Source organism: Mesorhizobium sp. M0663 (assembly GCF_040320585.1).
Lineage (GTDB): Bacteria > Pseudomonadota > Alphaproteobacteria > Rhizobiales > Rhizobiaceae > Mesorhizobium.
The window spans coordinates 315,535-338,108 of sequence record NZ_JAMYPX010000004.1 but is presented as its reverse complement, the minus strand read 5'-3'; the positions used below and the strand labels follow the sequence as shown (position 1 = coordinate 338,108).

The 22,574-nt window shown below is 63.0% G+C and carries 24 protein-coding genes; 11 read left to right on the top strand and 13 right to left on the bottom strand.

Annotation, left to right across the window (positions count from 1 at the left end):
* Positions 1-94: 94 nt before the first annotated feature.
* From pheS to infC, 5 genes are all read right to left on the bottom strand, one after another.
* Positions 95-1,180, bottom strand: a complete 1,086-nt coding sequence (gene pheS, locus NKI54_RS11020; protein ID WP_352451635.1) for a phenylalanine--tRNA ligase subunit alpha — start codon at positions 1,178-1,180, stop codon at positions 95-97.
* 96 nt (positions 1,181-1,276) lie between these two features.
* On the bottom strand, positions 1,277-1,678 hold the full coding sequence (rplT, locus tag NKI54_RS11015; protein WP_006201247.1) for a 50S ribosomal protein L20: 402 nt from the start codon (positions 1,676-1,678) through the stop codon (positions 1,277-1,279).
* 146 nt (positions 1,679-1,824) lie between these two features.
* Entirely contained in the window at positions 1,825-2,028 is a 204-nt protein-coding gene (rpmI, locus tag NKI54_RS11010; RefSeq protein WP_006201248.1) for a 50S ribosomal protein L35, read from the bottom strand.
* Positions 2,029-2,219: 191 nt separating this feature from the next.
* Positions 2,220-2,861, bottom strand: coding sequence for a methyltransferase family protein (locus NKI54_RS11005; protein WP_352568471.1), 642 nt, complete (start codon positions 2,859-2,861; stop codon positions 2,220-2,222).
* A 202-nt stretch (positions 2,862-3,063) separates the two neighbouring features.
* Positions 3,064-3,600 carry a translation initiation factor IF-3 gene (gene infC / locus NKI54_RS11000; protein WP_023677573.1) on the bottom strand — a complete coding sequence of 179 codons (537 nt, stop codon included), beginning with the start codon at positions 3,598-3,600 and terminating at the stop codon, positions 3,064-3,066.
* Positions 3,601-3,815: 215 nt separating this feature from the next.
* Between infC and NKI54_RS10995 the strand changes: the two genes are divergently transcribed.
* Positions 3,816-4,583 carry an alpha/beta hydrolase gene (locus NKI54_RS10995; protein ID WP_352568472.1) on the top strand — a complete coding sequence of 256 codons (768 nt, stop codon included), beginning with the start codon at positions 3,816-3,818 and terminating at the stop codon, positions 4,581-4,583.
* 2 nt (positions 4,584-4,585) lie between these two features.
* Here NKI54_RS10995 and NKI54_RS10990 read toward each other — a convergent pair whose 3' ends face one another.
* Complete coding sequence (locus NKI54_RS10990; RefSeq protein ID WP_352568473.1) at positions 4,586-5,599, bottom strand: 1-aminocyclopropane-1-carboxylate deaminase; 1,014 nt, start codon at positions 5,597-5,599, stop codon at positions 4,586-4,588.
* 170 nt (positions 5,600-5,769) lie between these two features.
* Between NKI54_RS10990 and NKI54_RS10985 the strand changes: the two genes are divergently transcribed.
* From NKI54_RS10985 to NKI54_RS10970, 4 genes are all read left to right on the top strand, one after another.
* Positions 5,770-6,234 carry an Lrp/AsnC ligand binding domain-containing protein gene (locus tag NKI54_RS10985; RefSeq protein WP_352568474.1) on the top strand — a complete coding sequence of 155 codons (465 nt, stop codon included), beginning with the start codon at positions 5,770-5,772 and terminating at the stop codon, positions 6,232-6,234.
* The gene (locus NKI54_RS10980) at positions 6,215-6,478 is read left to right on the top strand and encodes a hypothetical protein (protein WP_352568475.1); all 264 of its coding nucleotides are present in this window, start codon (positions 6,215-6,217) and stop codon (positions 6,476-6,478) included. The genes NKI54_RS10985 and NKI54_RS10980 overlap by 20 nt, the downstream gene beginning before the upstream one ends.
* A gap of 13 nt (positions 6,479-6,491) precedes the next feature.
* A complete protein-coding gene (locus NKI54_RS10975) occupies positions 6,492-6,980 on the top strand; it encodes a DUF2852 domain-containing protein (protein ID WP_023677569.1) in 489 nt (162 codons plus the stop codon).
* A gap of 97 nt (positions 6,981-7,077) precedes the next feature.
* Positions 7,078-7,836: a M48 family metallopeptidase gene (locus tag NKI54_RS10970; protein ID WP_352451640.1), complete on the top strand. Its 759-nt coding sequence runs from the start codon at positions 7,078-7,080 to the stop codon at positions 7,834-7,836.
* Between the two features lie 2 nt (positions 7,837-7,838).
* Here the strand turns inward: NKI54_RS10970 and NKI54_RS10965 are convergent, their stop codons facing one another.
* Together NKI54_RS10965 and NKI54_RS10960 are read right to left on the bottom strand one after the other, a co-directional pair.
* A complete protein-coding gene (locus NKI54_RS10965; protein WP_352634869.1) occupies positions 7,839-8,306 on the bottom strand; it encodes a T6SS immunity protein Tdi1 domain-containing protein in 468 nt (155 codons plus the stop codon).
* Positions 8,296-8,514 carry a hypothetical protein gene (locus tag NKI54_RS10960; protein WP_023677566.1) on the bottom strand — a complete coding sequence of 73 codons (219 nt, stop codon included), beginning with the start codon at positions 8,512-8,514 and terminating at the stop codon, positions 8,296-8,298. Before NKI54_RS10960 ends, NKI54_RS10965 begins: the two co-directional genes overlap by 11 nt.
* 167 nt (positions 8,515-8,681) lie before the next feature.
* On the opposite strand from NKI54_RS10960, the gene NKI54_RS10955 reads away from it, so the two are divergent.
* The 6 genes from NKI54_RS10955 (at position 8,682) to NKI54_RS10930 (ending at position 14,293) form a co-directional block, all read left to right on the top strand.
* Positions 8,682-9,341 carry a phosphoribosylanthranilate isomerase gene (locus tag NKI54_RS10955; protein ID WP_023677565.1) on the top strand — a complete coding sequence of 220 codons (660 nt, stop codon included), beginning with the start codon at positions 8,682-8,684 and terminating at the stop codon, positions 9,339-9,341.
* 33 nt (positions 9,342-9,374) lie between these two features.
* Complete coding sequence (gene trpB, locus NKI54_RS10950; RefSeq protein WP_352576311.1) at positions 9,375-10,625, top strand: tryptophan synthase subunit beta; 1,251 nt, start codon at positions 9,375-9,377, stop codon at positions 10,623-10,625.
* 2 nt (positions 10,626-10,627) lie between these two features.
* Complete coding sequence (gene trpA, locus NKI54_RS10945; RefSeq protein ID WP_023677563.1) at positions 10,628-11,467, top strand: tryptophan synthase subunit alpha; 840 nt, start codon at positions 10,628-10,630, stop codon at positions 11,465-11,467.
* A 37-nt stretch (positions 11,468-11,504) separates the two neighbouring features.
* Complete coding sequence (gene accD / locus NKI54_RS10940) at positions 11,505-12,431, top strand: acetyl-CoA carboxylase, carboxyltransferase subunit beta (RefSeq protein ID WP_352634867.1); 927 nt, start codon at positions 11,505-11,507, stop codon at positions 12,429-12,431.
* Positions 12,432-12,486: 55 nt separating this feature from the next.
* Entirely contained in the window at positions 12,487-13,812 is a 1,326-nt protein-coding gene (locus NKI54_RS10935; protein WP_352472565.1) for a bifunctional folylpolyglutamate synthase/dihydrofolate synthase, read from the top strand.
* A gap of 61 nt (positions 13,813-13,873) precedes the next feature.
* Positions 13,874-14,293, top strand: coding sequence for a VOC family protein (locus tag NKI54_RS10930; RefSeq protein WP_352634865.1), 420 nt, complete (start codon positions 13,874-13,876; stop codon positions 14,291-14,293).
* Positions 14,294-14,341: 48 nt separating this feature from the next.
* Here NKI54_RS10930 and NKI54_RS10925 read toward each other — a convergent pair whose 3' ends face one another.
* From NKI54_RS10925 to NKI54_RS10905, 5 genes are all read right to left on the bottom strand, one after another.
* Complete coding sequence (locus tag NKI54_RS10925) at positions 14,342-14,623, bottom strand: cupin domain-containing protein (RefSeq protein WP_023718287.1); 282 nt, start codon at positions 14,621-14,623, stop codon at positions 14,342-14,344.
* 132 nt (positions 14,624-14,755) lie between these two features.
* Entirely contained in the window at positions 14,756-15,079 is a 324-nt protein-coding gene (trxA, locus tag NKI54_RS10920; RefSeq protein ID WP_023677558.1) for a thioredoxin, read from the bottom strand.
* 73 nt (positions 15,080-15,152) lie between these two features.
* Positions 15,153-18,665, bottom strand: a complete 3,513-nt coding sequence (gene addA, locus NKI54_RS10915; RefSeq protein WP_352590799.1) for a double-strand break repair helicase AddA — start codon at positions 18,663-18,665, stop codon at positions 15,153-15,155.
* Complete coding sequence (gene addB / locus NKI54_RS10910) at positions 18,662-21,799, bottom strand: double-strand break repair protein AddB (protein ID WP_352691473.1); 3,138 nt, start codon at positions 21,797-21,799, stop codon at positions 18,662-18,664. Before addB ends, addA begins: the two co-directional genes overlap by 4 nt.
* Complete coding sequence (locus tag NKI54_RS10905; RefSeq protein WP_352568482.1) at positions 21,796-22,554, bottom strand: nucleotidyltransferase family protein; 759 nt, start codon at positions 22,552-22,554, stop codon at positions 21,796-21,798. Before NKI54_RS10905 ends, addB begins: the two co-directional genes overlap by 4 nt.
* Positions 22,555-22,574: the final 20 nt, after the last annotated feature.

Genomic DNA, 22,574 nt, shown 5'->3' with positions numbered 1-22,574 from the left:
TCTGGTCTGGGCACGTTGCACTTGAAGCTATGCGGCCGCGCGTCGGACATGTGCAGGAAGGCGAGCTGCCCGCGGATTTGCTGCGGCCCGGTCGTCACGCGCTCAAGCCCCCGAACAGCGTCGGCATGTCAAGTGGCCTAAAACCGTAATGCGACAGCCAGCGCACATCGGCGTCGAAGAAGGCGCGCAGATCCGGCATGCCGTATTTCAGCATGGCGATGCGGTCGATGCCCATGCCCCAGGCGAAGCCCTGGTATTCGTCGGGATCGAGCCCGCCGTAACGGAGCACATTGGGGTGGACCATGCCGCAGCCGAGGATCTCCATCCAGTCCGAGCCCTCGCCGAAGCGCACCTCGCCGGGCCGCGAACGGTCGCACTGGATGTCGACCTCGAGGCTGGGCTCGGTGAACGGGAAGAAGGAGGGCCGGAAGCGCATCTTGACGCTCGGCACTTCGAAGAAGGCCTTGCAGAACTCCTCCAGCACCCATTTCATGTTGGCGACGTTGGCCGATTTGTCGATCACCAGCCCCTCGACCTGATGGAACATCGGCGAGTGGGTGGCATCGGAATCCTGCCGGTAGGTCTTGCCGGGAATGACGATGCGGATCGGCGGCTTCTGCATCTCCATGGTGCGGATCTGCACCGGCGAGGTGTGGGTGCGCAAAAGCTTGCGCTCTCCCTGCTCGTCCGGCTGGAAGAAGAACGTGTCGTGCATCTCGCGCGCCGGGTGGCCTTCCGGGAAGTTCAGCGAGGTGAAATTATAATAGTCGGTCTCGATGTCCGGACCTTCGGCGATGGCAAAGCCGAGATCGCCGAAAATCGCCGCGATCTCGTCGATAACCTGGCTGATCGGATGGATGCGGCCGCGCTCGGCCGGCGATTGCCTGACCGGCAAGCTGACGTCGACCTTCTCTGCGGCAAGCCGTGCCGTGATCGCCACATCTTTCAGCTCGGCGCGGCGCGCCGAAAGTGCCTCGGTGACGCGGTTCTTGAGGCCGTTGATTGCCGGGCCTTTGACCTGTCGCTCCTCGGCGCTCATCGAGCCGAGTGTCTTCAGCATCTCGGAAACCGAGCCCTTCTTGCCAAGGGCAGAGACACGCACCGCCTCGATCGCCTGCTCGTCGGCGGCCGAGGCGATCTCGGCCATCAGGGAATTTTCGAGAGTTTCCATGTCACTCATGTTCCGGATCCGATTGGAAGCAAAGAAAAACCCGCGCCAGCCCTGCCAGCGCGGGTTTCCCAAATCAAGTGTCGAATAGCTTGGGAAGCGCTGGTCTTAAGCGACAGCGCTTTCAAAAGCATTCGGCGTGGTATTCTTCAGGTATTCGAGCGCGACCTTGGCCTTGGCCACGAGTGCGGCGAAGGCCTGCGGCTCGTGGATGGCCATGTCCGACAGGATCTTGCGATCGATCTCGATCCCGGCCTTGTTGAGACCGTCGATGAAACGGCCATAGGTCAGGCCATGCTCATGCGTCGCCGCATTGATGCGCTGGATCCACAGCGCGCGGAACGAGCGCTTGCGGTTCTTGCGGTCGCGATAGGCGTACTGCAGCGACTTTTCCACCGCCTGCTTGGCGATGCGGATGGTGTTCTTGCGACGGCCGTAAAAACCCTTGGCGGCTTTCAGGACCTTCTTGTGCTTGGCGTGCGAGGTGACGCCTCTCTTTACGCGTGCCATGTCATGATCTCCTTAAAAGCAATTCCAGGAAAGTGCCTGGCGGTTTTCCGTTCGGAATTGCGTAAAACAAATGCGTGCCCAGACCGAATGCTCTTATTTTGGCGCATGATGTTTCCAAAAAGTCTGCAACTTTTTGGCATCATGCCCTAGAGGCCGTTCGGCAGAAAATTCTTGATGACCTTCTTGCCATCCGGTTCAGCCAGAACCATCGTGCCGCGGGCATTTCGAATGAACTTGTTGGAACGCTTGATCATGCCGTGACGCTTGCCGGCCGCAGCCGACAGAACTTTACCCGTACCTGTGATCTTGAACCGCTTCTTGGCGGCCGACTTGGTCTTCATCTTGGGCATTTTGCTACTCCGTTTATATGCGCACCAATGCGCTTTTTGTTCGCTTCAGGCCGACCAAAGCCCGAAAAGCAAATGAAACCGCCACGGCATGCCCTGCCGGGCGGTTTTTTGGGAACGGCGGTCCTATACGTCAAAGCGGGGGCGCGTGCAACACCCCGTGCTCAGCAACACTGTACTCAGCAACACTGTACTCAGGGGAAACGGAACAGCACCGGCAATATGCCGGACTGCTGGGCGCCGTCGATCAGTTCGAAAGCCGGCAAGGCAACGAGGAACACCAGCCCGTCCAGTAACGTGGTTCGCAGCAGGCGCGGCTTGAAGCTGCCGGTGTCGCCTTCCTGATACAGCGACAGTTTCGGGAAGAAGCGCGGCACTTTCGCCAGGTAGGCCTGGTATTGCGCGCCGAGAGCCTGCTTGAGGAATTTCTCCTCGCGCAGGATAACGATGTAAAAGGCACCCGCGCAGAGCACTCCAAAGCCGATCGTGGCCGCGATGGAGCCGATCTGTGCGCCGACACCGGCGGCAGCTAAAGTGGAGAAAAGGTAGAGTGGGTTGCGCGTAATCGAATACGGTCCGCCGGTCACCACTTCTGAGGATTTGCGTCCACCGATGTAGAGCGTCGACCACAAGCGTCCGACGACGCCGAGAAAGATCAGCACGACGCCGACCATTTCGATCGTTTCATGCACTGGCGTATCGGGAGGGAAAACCGACTGGCCGAACAGCAGCGCCGCAAACATCACCACGATCAGAACGGCAAGTACCATCCTGCGCGTGTGCTGATAGCTGCCCAGTCCATATCTGGCTTCCGAATGCTTGACTTCATTGACCATGTCGGGAATCCGATCGTCGAGGGAACTAGAGCGTCTTTGCTCTCGCCGGCGATCGCAGCGTCTGGCCAAGAAAACAGGCGCCCCGCCGATCGCCGGGACGCCTTGCAACATGATTCAGGCGGATTTTATGCACGTCGCCCAACAGTGCGCAGCGGTTTTGCGACAACGACATGCACAAAACAGAACTAAAGCGCAACGCGCTTTAGCGGGGCGCCAGCACCATCATCATCTGACGGCCTTCGAGCTTCGGTTCGGCTTCGACCTTGGCGATGGGCGCCACTTCCTCGCGAACCTTGTTCAGAAGCTGCATGCCGAGTTCCATATGCGCCATCTCGCGACCGCGGAAGCGCAGCGTCAGCTTAACCTTGTCGCCTTCCTCGAAAAAGCGCCGGACGGCCTTCATCTTGGTCTCATAGTCGTGGCTGTCGATGTTCGGGCGCATCTTGATCTCCTTGATCTCGATGACCTTCTGGTTCTTGCGCGCCTCGGCCGCCTTCTTCTGGTTGGCGTATTTCAGCTTGCCGAGATCGAGGATTTTTACGACGGGCGGCACTGCATTGGGCGATATCTCGACCAGATCGAGCCCCGCCTCTTCGGCGAGCAGCAATGCATCGTTGATGGAGACATCGCCGCGGTTCTGGCCTTCGGCGTCGATTAGCTGGACCCGGGGAACCCGGATGTCACGGTTGGAGCGCGGGCCTTCCTTGGTGGGCGCCGCTGCTTTGAAAGGTCTGCGAATGGTCGTGGTCTCCTTGAGCCGTTTCGTTAAGGGGTTCTTCAGTTCAGAATTGCGAACGCGCAATGTGGTGAGCGCGCGGTCGGAGTCAATAGCACAGCATTCTCAGGAAATCACCTGCTCGATGGAATGCTCCTCTGCACCAAGCGAAGAAAGTGGCGGAGCACTTTTCGTTGAATGCCTTGCTGTGTCAAAAGACCGGCGTGAGGGAATACACCATGACCACCACCCCGATCTTTCTGGACGTCGACGGGACGAGCATCGCCGTCAGGCATGCGACAGGTGCCGAGCCCGGCATCGTCTGGCTCGGCGGCTACAAATCGGACATGCTGGGCACCAAGGCCGAAACACTGTCGGAATGGGCGCGCAAAGAAGGTCGCGCCTTTCTGCGCCACGATTATTCCGGCCACGGCGAATCGGGTGGCGCCTTTGCCGACGGCACCATCTCGAAATGGCTGGGCGAGAGCCTGGCGGTTTTCCGCCGCTTCACCCAGGGCAGGCAGATCCTGGTCGGCTCCTCGATGGGCGCCTGGATCGCACTGCGCATGGTGCAGGAGTTGCGCAAGGCGGGCGAGAACAGCGTCGCCGGCCTTGTGCTGCTGGCGCCGGCGCCCGATTTCACGTTCGAACTGGTGGAGCCGGTGCTGACCGGGGCACAGAAGCGCGACCTCAGGAAAAAGGGCTTTTTCGAGGAGCCGTCGGACTATTCAGCCGAGCCTTACATCTACACGCGCGCACTGATCGAGGACGGCCGCAACAACCGGGTGATGACCGGGCCGATCGACACGCACTGTCCGGTCCACATCCTGCAAGGCCTTGCCGATCCCGACGTGCCGTCGAGCCATGCGTTGAAGCTGGTCAGCCTGCTGCCGGCCGACGACGTCACGCTGTCGCTCATCCCCGACGGTGACCACCGCCTGTCGCGGCCTCAGGATCTCGACATGCTGGTGCGGGCAGTGGACGCGATGGTGCGGCAGGCGGGATAGATTCAGCCGTTGCGGAACGTATAAGCATATCCGTTGATGGCCGGAGCGCCGCCAAGGTGGGCGTAGAGCACTTTCGATCCCTTGGGAAAATAACCCTTGCTCACGAGATCGATCATGCCCTGCATGGATTTTCCCTCATAGACCGGATCCGTGATCATGCCTTCAAGACGCGCGCAGAGACGGATTGCTTCCTTCGTCTCCTGCGAGGGGACGCCGTAGACCGGATAGGCATAATCTTCGATCAGGACGACATCGTTCTCATCGAGCTCCTTGCCGAGTTCGACCAGCGTCGCGGTGCTCTGCGCGATCTTGAGCACTTGCGCCTTGGTCTGCGCCGGAGTGCAGGATGCGTCGATGCCGATCACCTTGCGCTCGCGGCCGTCCTTGGCGAAGCCGACCAGCATGCCGGCGTGAGTCGAACCGGTGACGGTACAAACGACGATGTAGTCGAAGGCAAAGCCGAGCTCCTTCTCCTGCGCGCGGACCTCCTCGGCAAAGCCGACATAGCCCAGGCCGCCATATTTGTGTACCGAAGCCCCGGCCGGAATTGGATAGGGTTTGCCACCCGTGGCCTTCACATCCGCGATTGCCTGTTCCCAGCTTTCCCTAATCCCGATGTCGAAACCCTCATCGACCATCTGGACATCAGCGCCCATGATCCGGCTCAAAAGGATATTGCCGACGCGATCGTAGACGGCGTCCTCGTGGGGCACCCAGCTTTCCTGCACGAGGCGGCACTTCATGCCGATCTTCGCCGCGACGGCCGCCACCATGCGCGTATGGTTGGATTGGACGCCACCGATCGACACCAGCGTATCGGCGTTTGAGGCGATCGCGTCCGGGACGATGTATTCGAGTTTGCGCAGTTTATTGCCACCGAAGGCAAGACCGGAATTGCAATCCTCCCGCTTGGCATAGAGATCGACCTTCCCGCCGAGATGACCACCAAGCCGCTCCAGTTTCTCGATATGGGTCGGCCCGAATGTGAGCGGATAACGTTCGAATTTCTCGAGCATGAGAGTGCCCTCGCTTGTTCCATTCATTGCGGTGTGGTGCGATGAACACTATCAGCTCTGACTTGAAATGTGCTCTCAAAGATCGAGCCCAGAATATCCAAAATATCGCTTCATGGCATTAAAATGTCATATATATTTAATTCTTAATCCGAATAGCGGAAGAATCTTTCATGCGCGCAGCGCTCGACCGGATCGACCTGAAAATGTTGCGCCTGCTCCAGGGCAATGGGCGACTGACCAACGCGGAGCTGGCGCAGTCGGTCGCTGTTAGCCCGGCGACGTGCCACCGCCGGACGCAACGCCTGATCGATGAAGGCTACATCAGCCATGTCAGGGCGATGGTGACCCCGCAGAAGGTCGACAGAGGCGCGTTGGTGATGGTTGGCGTCGTACTCGACCGTTCGACCCCGGAGAGTTTCGCGGAATTCGAAAAGGCCGTCGCCAAACTGAAATTCATCCTCGACTGCCATCTGGTGGCAGGCGACTTCGATTATTTTCTGAAGATCAGGGTTGGTGACATGGCGGATTTCAACCGAATCCACGGGGATCAATTGATCGCACTGCCTGGCGTTCGCCAGACGAGAACCTTCTTCGTGATGAAAGAGGTCGTCGACAATGCGCCTCTGGATTTTTGAACGGACGGCTTCGAAGCGTCAAACCATTGCACTAAGCCAGCAGACGCGATCGGCGCTGGATTTTCACTACGAACCGTCGGCGGCATTGCCCCCTTACGGGGCTTGGCTGCTCTTTTCCTCGAAATGCTCAAAAAGCGATAATCATTTCAGCCGCTTGTCCGGTTTTGGCGGTTGCTGTCTTGAATCGCCGTTTTCTTCATCCCATTTCGATTCCACGCAGCCGGAATTGGCTGTCTCCAACTGAAGGATTGGGAGAAATGAACACATCTGCATTGATCCGTCCGGCCTGGACGCCGGCGACCATCGCGTTGATGGTGATCGGGTTCATGGTGTTCTGGCCGCTCGGCTTCGCCATGCTCGCCTACATCATCTGGGGCGACCGGCTCGAGGGCTTCAAGCGCGACGTCAACCGCGCGACCGACGGCATCTTCGCCGGCTGCCGCCGCGGCTCCGACAAGGCCGCGCGCTGGGGCCATGGCTCCGCCCGCACCGGCAACGTCGCTTTCGACGACTGGCGCGAAAAGGAACTCGAGCGGCTTGCCGAGGAACGCCGCAAGCTCGACGAGATGCTGAGCGAGTTCGATGAATATGCCCGCGAATTGCGCCGCGCCAAGGACCAGGAAGAGTTCGACCGCTTCATGGCCAACCGCAACAAGTCGACATCGCCCACGACCGGCGGGTCAACCGGCTCGACGACGAACAACAAACGCGGCGGCAACTCCACGCCAGGCCTGCTCGACGAGTAAGGTCCCGTGCCCAGATAGATAATCCAACGGCGTCGCGTCAGCGGCGCCGTTTCTTTTTTGTTCTAGTCGTTTCCCTCGAATCACGTATCGTCCCGGAATGTCCTTCGGCTTCTTCCGCACCCCGACGAAACCCAAGCCCACGCCCGTCGTGGAGCGCGAGCATTGCGTTGCCGGCCGCACGCTGCCGCTCAAGATCGTCGAGAACGACCGGGCGCGGCGCCTGACGCTGCGCATCGATTCCGGCGGCCGCGGTTTGCGCATCACCGTGCCGCCGGGGCTGCGCCGCGGCGAGGTGGAAAAATTCCTCGACCGCCATCAGGACTGGCTGGAGCAAAGGCTGGCCAAGGTACCCAACCGGCCGCAGGTGCGGCCCGGCATCAAGGTGCCGGTGCGCGGCGTGCCGCATCGCATCGTCCATGAACCGTCGAAACGCGGCACCGTCACGCTGTCGCGCGACGAGCGCGGGCCGCTGATGATCGTGCATGGCGAACGCGTGCATCTGCCGCGCCGCATCGCCGATTTCCTCAAGCGCGAAGCCAAGCGCGAGATCGAAGCGCTGGTGACCAAGCACAGTGCTGCGGTCGGCAAGCGCGCCAAGGCGATCCGCTTCAAGGATACGTCGAGCCGCTGGGGATCGTGCACGTCGGACGGCAATCTGTCGTTTTCCTGGCGCATCATGATGGCGCCGCGGCCGGTGATAAACTACCTCGTCGCGCATGAGGTGGCGCATCTCAAGGAGATGAACCACGGCCCGAAATTCTGGAAACTATGCGAGCAGCTTTGCCCGGATACCGAGCGCTGCAAGGATTGGCTCAAGCGCAATGGCGGCGCGCTGCAGGCGATCGCGTTCGAGTGAGTTTATTGTCCACGAATTTGCCTGTGCAACTGGCCTTGAATACTTAGATACGCCCGCCTCGGGAAGGTCATTATCTCATCTACGCCGAACTGCCCGCCAAGGATTGGAGCGATTTTCCACCCCAGACATTCGTCATCTTTGGGGACGATCCCGCTTTGCAGCGCAATATTGGCCCAGCCCCACTGAAACCAGCTATCGACATTTTCTGGATCACCTTTCAGCCGGTTGAACTCTGCGCCGGTCCTGGCAATCCGTTCATACTCCCCGTCCAGCGTTGATAACAACGAAAGCGATCCGTCCGGTGCTGCAAACACCGTGTCCCCGAAATGACCTACCATCAGTGGGGTGTGGCTGGTCGGCACAAGCCAGGACCAGTCGTGGAACAATCCAGAGCAGTCGATGTCTTCACAGTTGATCGTAGCTTTGGCCATGTCGGTACACTCGCCTGGACCGTAGGAGTCAATCGTCATTGGCCGCGTTCAACTCCTCCGGCCGCAATCCCTCATCGGCGTGGCGCGGCCAGGGCAGGAAATCCTTCTCGAAGCCATCGTTGCTGAAATAAGCCAGCGCCCGGTGCGCCTCGGCGCCGTTGAAGGCTGCCTTGTCCATCAAATGAGCGATGACCTCATGGGCCTGCGCCAGCTTTTGCCTGAGTTCCGCGACGGTCTTTTCCGGCATGATCTTTGTTCTCCCGCCTTAGTGCCTGAGCAAGGTAGCGCGTTGCGCTCTTAGATTAGCAAGGTACCGCGTTGCGCTCTTACATTAGCAAGGTAGCGCGTTCCGCGCTGGCGGCAAACAGGATGCTTTTTCTCGACTCTTTGGCCGTTTCGTGCCAATCCCGCGCCATGGCGCTCGACATCAAGATATGCGGGTTGAAGACCGACAAGGCACTGGCCGCGGCATTGGCCGGCGGCGCCAGCCATGTCGGCTTCATTTTCTTTGCCAAAAGCCCGCGCTATGTCGAGCCGGCGGAAGCTGGCCGCCTGCGCGAAGCGGCGCGCGGCAGGGCCAAGGCGGTTGCGGTGACGGTCGACGCCGGCGACGCGTTTCTGGATGAGATCGTCGAAAAAATGCAGCCCGACATGCTGCAGCTTCACGGCGCCGAAACCCCTGAGCGGGTGGCCGAGGTGAAGGCGCGCTACGGCTTGCCGGTGATGAAGGCGCTGCCGGTCAGCGAGGCTGCCGATCTCGAGCAGGTAAAACCCTTCGTCGGCATTGCCGACCGCTTTCTGTTCGATGCCAAGCCGCCTAGGAATTCGGAATTGCCGGGCGGCAACGGTCTTGCCTTCGACTGGCGCATTCTTGCCGGCCTTGACGCCGGCGTCGATTACATGCTTTCCGGTGGGCTCAATGCTGGAAATATCGGCGACGCCGTTCGGCTCGTGAACCCGCCCGGAATAGATATTTCTTCGGGCGTGGAAAGCGCGCCGGGCGTCAAGGAACCGGCGCTGATCGAACAATTTTTCCGGGCCGTCGGGGCAGCACGCGACAACCGCGCCGCCTGACCACGCTTCAAACCGCAGACCAGGAGATCGGCGATGGATAAGCCGGCGATACCGAATTCCTTCCGCACCGGCCCCGACGAGCAGGGCATGTTCGGCATTTTTGGCGGTCGTTTCGTTGCCGAAACGCTGATGCCGCTGATCCTCGAGCTGGAGCGGCACTGGAACGAGGTCAAGAACGACCCGGATTTCAAGGCCGAGCTGACCGATCTCTCGACGCATTACGCCGGGCGGCCTTCGAAGCTCTATTTCGCCGAAGGCCTTACCCGGCATCTTCGCGGGGTTTCCGCGGCTAAGGGCCTCGGGGGCGGCGCAAAAGTCTATTTCAAGCGCGAGGACCTGAACCACACTGGCTCGCACAAGATCAACAACTGCCTCGGCCAGATCCTGCTCGCCAAGCGCATGGGCAAGACGCGGATCATCGCCGAGACCGGCGCCGGCCAGCATGGCGTCGCGTCCGCTACAGTGGCGGCGCGCTTCGGGCTTCCTTGTATCGTCTATATGGGTGCAACCGATGTCGCCCGGCAAAGCCCCAACGTCTTTCGCATGAAGCTTCTGGGCGCCGAGGTGCGGCCGGTGACCGCCGGCCACGGCACGCTGAAGGACGCCATGAACGAGGCGCTGCGCGATTGGGTGACCAATGTCGAGGATACCTATTACCTGATCGGCACCGCCGCCGGCCCGCACCCCTATCCGGAGCTGGTGCGCGACTTCCAGTCGGTGATCGGCACCGAGGCGCGTGCCCAGATCCTCGAGCAGGAAGGCCGGCTGCCGGACACCATCATCGCTTGTGTCGGCGGCGGCTCGAACGCCATCGGCCTGTTCCATCCCTTCCTGGATGACAGGCAGGTGCGCATCATCGGCGTCGAAGCCGGCGGCCGCGGGCTCGACGGCATCGAGCATTGCGCCTCGATGAGTGCCGGCGCGCCCGGCGTGCTGCATGGCAACCGCACCTACCTCCTGCAGAACGCCGACGGCCAGATCATGGACGGCCACTCGATCTCGGCCGGCCTCGACTATCCCGGCGTCGGGCCGGAGCACTCATGGCTGCGCGATTCCGGCCGCGTCGACTATGTGCCGATCCTCGACGACGAGGCGCTGGAGGCGTTCCAGCTGACGACACGCGTCGAGGGCATCATTCCGGCGCTGGAATCGGCCCATGCCATCGCGCAGGCGGTGAAGATCGTGCCTGATATGGACAAGGACCAGATCGTCATCGTCAACCTGTCCGGCCGTGGCGACAAGGACGTGCACACAGTGGCCAATATGCTGGGCATGGAGATCTGATCATGGCCACTCGCATCGACCGCCGCATGGCAAAGCTGAAGGCCGAAGGTCGACCGGCACTCGTCACCTATTTCATGGGCGGCGACCCGGACTACGACACCTCCCTGTCGATCATGAAGGCGCTGCCCGGCGCCGGCAGCGACATCATCGAGCTCGGCATGCCGTTTTCCGATCCAATGGCCGACGGCCCGGCGATCCAGGCGGCCGGCCTGCGGGCGCTGAAGGGCGGCCAGACACTGGTCAAAACGCTGAAGATGGCCTCGGAATTCCGCGCCGGCGACAGTGAAACCCCGATCGTCTTGATGGGCTATTACAATCCGATCTACATCTACGGCGTCGAGCGCTTCCTGAGCGATGCGCTGGCCAGCGGTATAGACGGGCTGATCGTCGTCGACCTGCCGCCTGAGATGGACGAGGAGCTTTGCATCCCGGCACTCAAGGCCGGCATCAATTTCATCCGGCTGGCGACGCCGACCACCGACGACAAGCGCCTGCCCAAGGTGCTGCAGAACACGTCGGGTTTCGTCTACTACGTCTCGATGACCGGCATTACCGGTTCGGCGCTGGCCGACACCGGCAAGGTGGCGGCAGCGGTCAAGCGCATCAAGAGCCATACCGACCTGCCGGTCTGCGTCGGCTTCGGCGTCAAGACCGCCGAGCAGGCGCGCACCATCGGCGCGTCGGCCGACGGCGTCGTTGTCGGCACCGCGATTGTCAATGCCGTCGCCAACGTGCTCGGGCCGAAGGGCGAAAAGACCGCCGATCCGGCCGAGGCCGTCGCCACGCTGGTCAGCGGGCTTTCGCAAGGGGTTCGCGCGGCTCGCCTTGCTGCCGCCGAATAATCTTCCTACGTCTTCTTAAGGGACAGGAGCCGAAGCGATGAACTGGATCACCAATTACGTCCGTCCGAAGATCAATTCGATGCTCGGCCGCCGCACCGACATGCCGGAAAACCTGTGGATCAAGGATCCCGAGACCGGTGAAATGGTGTTCCATAAGGATCTGGAGCAGAACCAGTTCGTCATTCCGTCCTCCGGCCATCATATGAAGATATCGGCAAAGGAACGGCTGAAATTCTTCCTCGACGACGGCAAATACGAGACGCTGGAAAACCCCAAGGTCGTTCAGGATCCACTCAAGTTCCGCGACGAAAAGCGCTACATTGACCGGCTGAAGGATGCCAAGGCCAAGACCGGCATGGAAGATGCCATCATCAATGCGCTGGGCACGGTCGAGGGCCTGCCGGTGGTGGTGACGGTGCAGGATTTTGCCTTCATGGGCGGCTCGCTCGGCATGGCGGCCGGCGACGCCATCGTGCATGGTTTCGAGGTCGCCTTGCAGCGCAAGCGGCCGCTGATCCTGTTTGCGGCCTCCGGCGGCGCCCGCATGCAGGAAGGCATCCTGTCGCTCATGCAGCTGCCGCGGACCACGATTGGCGTCGACAGGCTGAAGGAGGCTGGCCTTCCCTATATCGTCGTCCTGACCAACCCGACGACCGGCGGCGTCACCGCCTCCTATGCCATGCTGGGCGACGTGCATATTGCCGAGCCCGGCGCCCTGATCGGCTTTGCCGGCCCGCGCGTCATCGAGCAGACCATCCGGGAAAAGCTGCCCGACGGCTTCCAGCGCGCCGAATATCTGATGGAACACGGCATGGTCGACATGGTGGTGTCGCGGCTGGAGATGCGCCAGACGGTTGCGCGGCTGCTGAGAATGCTGCTCAAGCTGCCGGAAGAGCAAAAACCGCAGGAGCCGGAAATCCTGCCGCCGTCGGTGATCCCGGTCGAAGCCCGGCCGCACGCCTGACGCATTCGCCACGAACCGCGATTGCGCGCCGTCCGTGGCGCGCCTAGGATTCGCCATGACCACGCTTGCCGCCGACCGCGAAATCGAAAGCCTGATGGCGCTTCATCCGAAGGGCTTCGACCTTTCGCTCGACCGCATTTCGCGGCTGCTCGAGCGGCTCGGCAATCCGCAGGACCAGCTGCCGCCGGTCATCCACATCGCCGGCACCAACGGCAAGGGCTCCTGCGCTGCTTTTTCACGGGCGCTGCTCGAAGCCGCCGGCTACCGCGTCCACGTCCACACCTCGCCACATCTGGTGAACTGGCACGAGCGCTACCGGCTGGCCGCGGATGGCGGCGGCAGGCTGGTGGACGACAAGGTCTTCGCCGAAGCCATCGCCCGCGTCGCCAAAGCCAATCAAGGCCAGAAGATCACCGTCTTCGAAATCCTCACCGCCGTCACCTTCCTGCTGTTTTCCGAACATCCGGCCGATGCCGTCATCCTCGAGGTTGGCCTTGGCGGCCGCTTCGACGCCACCAATGTCATCGCCGAGCCGGCCGTGTCGGTGATCATGCCGGTGTCGCTCGACCATGAAGCCTATCTCGGCGACCGCGTCGAGCTGATCGCCGCCGAAAAGGCCGGCATCATCAAGCGCGGATGCCCGGTCGTCATCGGCGCGCAGGAAAGCGAGACGGCCCAGCAGGTGCTCATCGAAACCGCCGAGCGGCTCGACTGCCCCGCCTTCGTCTATGGCCAGGATTTCCTTGCCTATGAGGAAAACGGCCGCATGGTCTATCAGGACGAAGACGGATTGATGGACCTGCCGCCGCCGCGCCTGCCGGGGCGCCATCAATTCGCCAATGCGGCGGCGGCGATCGCGGCGGTCAAGGCAGCGGGCTTCGAGATCAGCCACCGCGCTGCCGAGAAGGCGATGGCGAATGTCGCCTGGCCGGGCCGCATGCAAAAGCTGCCACAAGGCCGGCTGAGCGAACTGGCGCCGAAGGGCGCCGACATCTGGCTCGACGGCGGCCATAATCCCGGCGCCGGCGTGGTCGTCGCTGAGGCCCTGGCCGAGCAGGAGGAAAAGAACCCGCGGCCGCTGTTCCTGATCTCGGGCATGATCAACACCAAGGACCAAAGCGGCTATTTCCGCGCCTTCAAAGGGCTGGTGCGGCACGTCTACACCGTGCCGGTGAGCCTGAGCGACGCCGGCGTGCCGAACGACGAGCTGGCGACCCGCGCCATTGAGGCAGGCTTGTCGGCCGAACCGGTTAGTTCCGTTGCAAACGCACTGATGCTGCTGCGCGACACATGGGACGGACCGCCGCCGCGCATCCTGATTGGCGGGTCACTTTACCTGGCCGGCGCGGTATTGGCCGAAAACGGCACGCCGCCGGTTTGAGGCGTGCTTCAGCCGGGCCACGGTGACGCCACACTTATCAGACCACCGCGAGGAGCCAATCATGATCAAGGTAAAGCAGCTCGCTCACGTTTGCATTTTCGCGAATGACCTGGAGATGACGCGAAGCTTCTATCGGGACGTCCTCGGCATGGACACCCAGTTCAATTTCCTGCGCGACGGGAAGATTTTCGGCTTCTACCTCAATTGCGGCAGCCGTAGCCATGTCGAGGTGTTCCAGAAAGACGGCGCCAGCTATGGCGACTTGAACCAGATCAACCACTTCTGCCTCGAAGTGGAAAACATCGACGCCGCGATCGCCCATCTGAGGTCAAAGGGGGTTGATGTCACTTCAAAGAAACGCGCGTGCGATGACACCTACCAGGCTTGGATCCGCGAGCCCAACGGCGTGAAGATCGAACTGTTCGAATATACTGAGAAAAGCGCACAATTCGTCGGTGGCGATCGTATCGCGGATTGGTGATCGCGCCTCGCCGGGACAATTGTAGCGGCGCAGCCGATGGTTGGTGGACTACTTCAGCTCGACCTCGATGAAGGCGAATTCGCCATCGTTTGCGCTGATGACATCATGTTCGACGCCCTCGTTGCGGAAATACGGCGCGCCCTTCTTCATCTCGGCAAAGGATTCGCCGTCCTTGGTCAGGAGCTTCACCTTGCCGTCGGTCAACGGCACGATCACATAGTCGTGGCCATGGCGATGCCAGCCGGTGTTGTCTCCCGGGGCGAAGCGGTATTCGGTGACGATGACGCGCTCATTGTCGATGAAGACGGTGGCCTTGGCGGATCCGGTCATATCGCTTCTCCTTTGAATTCAGAAGAGAAGAATACCGGGCGGCAAGCCGCGAGTGCCAGAGCGGCCCACCAATGACGCCAGCAAAAGAAGGCCCGGCGCGAGGCCGGGCTTTTCTGCAAAATTTTGATCGGATCAGGCGAGGCTGCCGTTGATCCAGTGCGACAATGCCGTTTTCGGCGCAGCACCGACCTTCATGTCGGCGACTTCGCCGCCCTTGAAGATCATCAGCGTCGGGATCGAGCGTACGCCGAACTGCGCGGCCAGCTCAGGATTCTCGTCGATGTTGAGCTTGGCGATCTTTATCTTACTGCCGAGTTCGATGGCGATGTCCTCGAGCGCCGGGGCGATCATCTTGCACGGGCCGCACCATTCCGCCCAGAAATCGACCACGACCGGCTCCTTGGCGTTGAGCACGTCGGCCTGGAAATTGCTCTTGTCGACCTTGACGGTGGCCATGCTGAGATCCTTTCGATTTGTTCGTCGCACCAAATGTGGTGGTGATCGCGTCCGTCTTCAAGCAAGTGTTGTGTCACGCTCCCGTGAGTCTAGCAAGCGCATCGTCCAAGGCCGCCGCCGGCAGCTCGATCAGCCGCGGCGCCTCGGTGAACAGCAGCGCCGCCGAGACCTCGCGTCCCGGATAGAGCGGCTGAAGCAGCGCGCGATAAAGTGCGAGCTGCAGAACATAGGCTTGCGGCACTTCGGCGAGCGTAGCTGGCGCTGGCCGATTGGTCTTGTAGTCGACGATCGAAACCTTGTCCGGCGTTACTGCCAGCCGGTCGATCTTGCCGGAAATCGAGCGCAGTTTGCCCCTTACCTCCAGGCTGCCCATGATGGCGACTTCGGCGCGCGAGTTTGGCGCAAACAGCGGCGCGAAGCGGCTGTCGGCAAGAATTCTGAAAACGCCAGCCAAGGCCTTGTCGTGCTCGTCGTCGAGCCATTCCGCGCCGGCTCTTGCCAGATAGCGTTCGGCGGCATCCCGGCGTTTTCCCTCGGCGATGCCGGGCAGCATCTGCAGCAATTTGTGCAGCGCCAGCCCGCGCATGACGGCAAAGCCGGGCTCGGCGTCGGCATCCAGTACCGGCGAACGCGTGTCGGCCACCGCTTGCCGCGCCTCCTCGATCAGCACCGAGGCGCCGGACGGCGAGAGCGGCCGCGGCAATTCCTCGAAGGGCGGCAGAGGCCGGAACAGGGTTTCAAGCAGTGGTGCAAAGCGTTCCGCCTGTCGTGCCTCATTCACTGCCGCCAGTGGCATGGGCGGCAGTTTCGTCACCTGGAAACGATGCACGGTCTCGCCAGTGGCGGGATGCCGGCGTTCTTTGCTCTCCGCGGCACCGACCAGTGCGCGGCTGACGATCGAATGCCAGGTGCCGGTATTCGGCGCCCGCTTGCCATGGTAGCCGCAGACGATCAGCCGATCCTCGGCGCGGGTCATGCCGACATAGAGCAGCCGGCGGTATTCGTCGTCGGCGAGCTCGCGGGCGCGGGCCGATGCGGCGCGTGAAAACCCATTGGCGACATCGCTGGCCGAACGCCAGAGATAGCCCTTGCCCTCCCAGCAGTCGCCCGAGCCTTCGAACGGCATCAATCTCGGCAGATGCTGGTCGCTGAACGGCGCGGAGCCGCCATCGACAAGGAATACCACCGGCGCTTCCAGGCCTTTGGCGGCATGCACGGTCATGACGCGAACCTCGTCGCGGGTCTGGTCCATTTCGCGCTTGATCTCGGGGCCGGCGTTTTCCAGCGTCGACAGGAAGGATTCCAGCCCTGGCAGGCCGGTTCGCTCCTCGGCCAGGCAGAAATTCAGGAATTCGTCGAGGATATCGCCGGCCTCCGGACCGAGCCGCGCGATCATCTTCTTGCGCAGGCCGTCGCGGGCGAGAGCTGCGGCATAGAATTCGAACACCGGCTTGAATGCGGCCTCGTTCGACCATGTGTCGAGCCGGCTGACGACGGCGGCCAACGCCTCGCTTTCGCCGACATGCCGGCGCAGCGAGGCGATCAGCGAGACGCCCGACGGCCTCTGGGCAGCAAGCGCGAAAAGCTGCTCTTCCGAAACATCGAAGATCGGGCTGCGCAGCACGGCGGCCAGCGACAGATCGTCCTCGGGCTGGATGAGAAAATGGCCAAGTGCGATCAGGTCTTTCACCGCGACGTGGCCGGGCAGGCTGAGCCGGTCGGCGCCGGCCACCGGAATGTCGCGGCGCTTCAGCGCCCGCGTCAGCGCATGGACGAAGCGATCGCGCTTGCGCACCAGCACCAGCACGTCGCCGGGGCGGAGTTTCTTGCCGCGGCCTTCGATGACCTCACCGTTGCCGATCCAGCCGGCAATCGTTGCGGCGACGTTTTCAGCGACGCGGACTGCCGGCGCGTGGGCATGGTCGACCGCTTGCGTCCAATCGTCTGGTTCGTCGACGACGTTGGCGCCGATCGACGGCCAGACCTCGACATGACCCGGCGCATCGGTGCGGATCGCCTTGTGGTCGAGCGGATCAGGATCGTGGCTGATGCCGCGCCGCACGTTCGGGTCGGCAAAGACCCGGTCGACGGCGGCAAGAACATCTTCGGTCGAGCGGAACGACCAGGTCAGCTTGAGATCGGCGAAGGCGGCGGCGGCGGATCTAACTTTGCCGGCAAACAAAAGCCGGCTGTCGGCAAAGGAATCCGGGGCGGCTCCCTGGAAGGAATAGATCGACTGCTTTTCGTCGCCGACAGCAAAGATGGTGCGGTGGACCGCGTCGCGTGCGCCGAGCCCGGCAAAGAACTCCTCTGCCAGCCGCTTGACCACCTCCCACTGGTCGGGACTGGTGTCCTGCGCCTCGTCGAGCAGGATGTGGTCGATGCCCTGGTCGAGCTTGTACTGCACCCAAGGGCCGGCATCGGGCCGTGCCAAAAGGTTGACCGTGCGGGTGATCAGGTCGTTAAAGTCGAGGAAGCCGCGGGCGCGCTTCAATTGCTCGTAACGGGCGATCAGCCAGTCGGCGATGGTCAGCGCCGCACGCGTGCCTTCCAGCATCCTGAACAAGGCCAGCCGGTCGGAGATTTCGAGAATGGCGTCGACCGCCGCCAGATAACGTTCGGCAAGATCGGGCAGCCGGTCAAGCAATGCCCTTTTAAATGTCTTTGCCGGATCGTAAGGCTCGCCGTCGGCCCTCAGGAAAGCCTTGGAGAGCAAATTCAGGCGACGTACCGGATCCTCCTCGGCAAAGGCAAGGCGGGCGTATGGCAGCAGATTGTTCAGCACGATGCGCGCATCGGCGGCCTCGGCCGCCCGTGAAAAGGTGACGAGATAATCCGGCAGGAAGCCGGGCAGCGGCCAGACCGAGGCGGCTATACCTTCGGCCGTCTGGCCGGCGCGGAAATGGAACTCGTCGAACAGCGCCTGAAAACCATCGCCGCCGGCCGCGGTGATGAACGCACGCAAACCATCGCGCTTGCGCACGATCTCGGCCAGCAGTGCGTCGAGCCCATGCTCGCCGCCGCGCTCCAGCACGGTGGCGAAGGCGTCGGACAATGCCGCATCGCCTGCAACGCCGCCCGAAATCATGTCGCGGCGGGCGGCGGCAAACAGCGATGCCTCCATTTGCGGATCGAGCATTTCGAAATGCGCAGGGATATTGGCTTCCAGCGGGAACTGATGCAGCACCGATTCGCAGAAGGCGTGGATGGTCTGGATCTTCAGCCCGCCCGGTGTTTCCAGAGCCTCGGCAAACAACCGCCGCGCCCGGCGCATGGTTTCGCGGTCGGGCTGGCGGCCGTCCAGCGCCTCTATCCGTGTCGAGAGCTCGGCATCGCCCAGGGCCGTCCATTGCGACAGGGTCGAAAACACCCGGTTCGACATGTTGGCGGCGGCGGCACGCGTATAGGTCAGGCACAGGATCTTGGACGGATCGGTGCCGCGCAGCAACAGCCGGATAACGCGCTGGGCGAGTACATGGGTCTTGCCGGATCCGGCATTGGCCGACACCCATGCGGAATTGCGCGGATCGGAGGCGCTTGCCTGACTGGCGACAGTGTCGCTTGGAATGGGATAGGCCTTTTTCATGCCTCCCCTCCCTCGTCGTCGGCATCGCCGCCGGCCGACCATTCGAGCACGCGGGCGAGATGGTCGTAATCGCCGTCGGTCTCACCCTCGCGGAACGGCAACGCCCGCGACAAATACCCGGTCGTCGGGTCGGCATAGTGGATCAGCAGCTTTTCCAACCTCGCCCAGGCCTCTTCGGTGAGATCGGCGGCGGTTCGCGGCTTGCGGTTGTATTCGAGGATCGATTCTTCGAACACCTCGCCATTCGGCCTCAGCCGCACGAAAGCCAGTTGCGACGGCTCACAGGCGCCAAGCTCCTTGAAGGCGCCGCGACGCAGCAGCGCGCCCTCCAGCGCCAGTTGCGGCGCGAGCAGCGTGTGCGCCTGCGCTTTGGATGGCGAGGAGCCGGTCTTGTAGTCGAGGATGTCGGCCATGCCGCCAGCCAGCAGATCGATTCGATCAGCGTAGCCGGACAGGGTCACGCCGGATCGGCCGACACCGGTCTTTTCGGCGCGTTCCTCGGCGTGCCGCCGTGCCACGGCGGCGGCCCGGCCGCGCTCCCATTCGATGATGCCGGCGGCAAGCTTTTCAAAACGCGGCCACCACACCGCCTCGACATCGGCCGGCAGGGCCGCCTCGGCAAAGCAGGAGCGGCCTGCGGCGATGAGCCCGTCCAGCGCCTCCGGCGCGCGCGGGTCGGCCACCCTCGCCGAGAAGAGGTGCAGAATGGCGTGAAACAGCGTGCCACGCTCGGCGGCGCCCGGATCGCGAATGACCGGATCGAGCGGCATCAGGCCGAGTATCCTTCTGGCATAGACCGCATAGGGATCGCGGCGTAGCGTTTCGATCTCGGTGACCGAGAAGTGGTGCGGCCGCGCGGCGAGCGGCGGTTTCGGCTGCGGCCTCGGCGCAAAGTCCTGCTTTTCGCCGGCATCGAGCGCACGCGCCCAGGCAAGCAGTTCGTCGCCGCGCCGGCGAAGTGCAGCAGCGTGGTCCTCGCCGACGAATGTAAGGATGCGCTGCAGCCAGCGCGAAGGTACCGACGGTGCGTCGCCGGAGCGGCCGGAGCGAGCCAGCACCACTTTTTTGGCGCCCATGGCCATCTGGAAATCATGGGCGGCAAGGCCGATGCGCCGCTCGGGCGGTTCAAGATCGATGCCGGTCTTCATCAGCCGCGACATGAAGCGGTCGCTCTCCGGCTTGCGCGGCCACACGCCTTCGTTGAGCCCGCCGACGACCAGCGTGTCGACATCCTGAAGCCGCGCTTCCAGCACACCCCAGATGGCGATGTTCCTGTCGCTGCCCTGCGCCGGCTTGACCGTCTCGGGCGCGATCAGCGCCTCCATCACGTCAGGCCATTCGTCAGCGGCGAAGGAGAACGACACCGAGGCCGCGACCAGCCCGCGCAAGAGCTCGGCGAGCTTTTCGCCGGCATCGCCCGCATAGAGTTCGCTCAGGCTGCCATCAGCGGCGCGGCCGAGACTTTCGAGCGCAACGACGCTGGCGCGCACAAGGGTGGCAAGATCGGCATTCTCGTCGCCGCGAAAAGCAACCAGCGGCGCCAGCGCGGCCGTTAGCCGGATCAGCAGGTCGCGCGCCTGTTCGATGCGCCTGACCGAAAGCCGCGGCCACCAGAAGGGTGGACGGCGATTGCCGCCGCCGTCGAATTCGAGGAGCCGGGTGTCGAAGAGCTGCGGCAGCGACGCCACGTCCGGACGCCCTGTGCCGCCGCGCAGCCCCACGAGTTCGACGATTTCGGCCGCATAGCGCACGCTTGCCCGCTCCAGGCCGAGGCCAAGCAGGGGATGCTTGAGCAGCGACAGCAGGGCGACGGGGTCGCCCGGGCGGAAGGCTGCCTGCAGCGCCAGCCTGAGCAGGCTGGCGGCTGGTGTGTTGATCAGCGGCGTGCCGCCGGAATCGTCGGCGGCAACGCCGAAGCGCAGCAGCTCGACTGAGACCCGCCGCGCCAGAGCGCGGTCGCCGGTGACGAGTGCGGCGCGCTGGCCGGGCCGTTCGACGGCCTGTTTGAGCGCGACGGCGATCGCCACGGCTTCGTCGCGTTCGCTGGCGGCTTCGAGAAGCGTCACATCGGCGAAGGCCTCGGCAATATCGCCGGCCCTAAAGCGGGCGCGCGTCTCGGCCCAGAGCTCGGTGGTCTCCGCCGGGCGCAGCGCTTCGCCGACAAGTGCGGCGCGCAGCGCAAGCGGTCGCGGCGCAACAGCAATCTCCTCGACATCGGCGCGCGGCACGCCGATCTTGCCGATCAACTTTGCCAGGCCGTATTGCGGGTGGCCAAGCACGGCTGGGCGCGCGCCCGGTGTGGTGATCGCGACAAAGGACGGCTCGTCCAACGCCCGGTCGAGCCCGGGCAGCACGACGGCGCCATTGGGCAGACCGGCGATCACGGCAAGCAGCTCGGCCGTGGCGGGAATGGAGCCGGTGGAACCGGCGGCGATCACCGGTCCGGCTGGCGGATTACGCTTCAGCCGCGCCGCCTCCAGCCTTATCAGGGCATTACGATGCGCGGCCGGATTGGAACGATGGCGTTCCTCGAGCAGGTTCGGCCAGTTCTCCGTCACGATGGTCAGGAAGTCGAGTGTCACCTGCCACCAGCCTGCAAGATTGCCGGTTACAAGGTCGGCGAGCCTTGCCCAATCCGTGCCTTCGGTGTCGATCTCATCCATCAGGCGTGCAAGGTCGCGCGCCAGCCAGATGGCGTCGGCGGCGGAGGCCGGTATGACAATCTCCTCGTCGAACAATGCCGCGACATGTGCCGGCAGGCGGCGTTTCCACGCCCGCACCAGCGGCGCAAGCAGCAGAAGACGCTCGACCGCGGCGATCGGCGGCGCAAGGTCGATGGCGACCGAAGCTCCTGCCTCGAAGGCGGCTTCATCTTCATCGAACTCACCAAGCGGGCGGATGACCGGCAGGATCGCCGAGCGGCTTCCCGAGCGCGAGAGAGCATCGACGAAGACGCCGCGAAGCGCCCGCGCCGCACGGCGCGTCGGCACATAGATGGTGAGATCGGCCAGCGCCAGCGGATCGCCGTCATAGGCGAAGCCGGGAACCAAGCGCCCCGCAAGCAGCGCCTCGGCCAGCGTCGGCAGGAACGGCGCTCCGGGCGGGATCGAGAAAACGCGGCGGGAGCCGCTCATTTCGACTCGGTAAGAGCGCCGGGTGCCTCAGCAACAGCATTGGGCGTGCCGGCAAGCGCGGCGGCGACCGCTGCTTCCGCCCGCGAGATCGCGTCAGGTGTGCCGACAGTAATCCAGTGGCCCTGCATTTTCATGCCGAACAGGCGGCCGGCGGCGATTGCCGCATCGAAATAGGCGTTGAGAGAGTGTGGACCGGCCGGCGCATCCTTGAAGATGCGCGGATGGACGATTGCGGCGCCGGCATAGATCAGGCCGGCGGGATCGTTGTTCGCACGCCGCAAGGCGCCGTCCGGCGCCACCAGGAAATCGGTGCCGCCGCTATGTCCGGTTGCCGACTGGAGATCCGCAAGCATCAGCAGAATGTCCATTGTCGCGCCCTCCCATGCAAGCGCAAGACGCCTGAGATTGGAGACGCCGCTGTCGATCCAGAAGGTGTCGGCGTTGAGCACGTAGAAGGGCACCCCTAAACTGGGCAATGCCTTGACGATACCACCGGCGGAGTCAAGCAAGCCCCTACTCTCATCCGAGATGACGATTCTCGGCGCACTGCGGCGGGCTACATGGTCCACGATCTGTTGCGGGAGGTAATGGACGTTGACGACGGCCTTGGCGACGCCGGCTTCGGCTAGGCAGTCCAGCCCCCAGTCGAGCAATGTCTTGCCGGCGACCTTGACCAGCGGCTTCGGCATGGTGTCGGTGATCGGCCGCATGCGCTTGCCGAGCCCGGCGGCGAGCACCATGGCGGTCGTCGGCATCGGCTGCTCATCCGACGCCT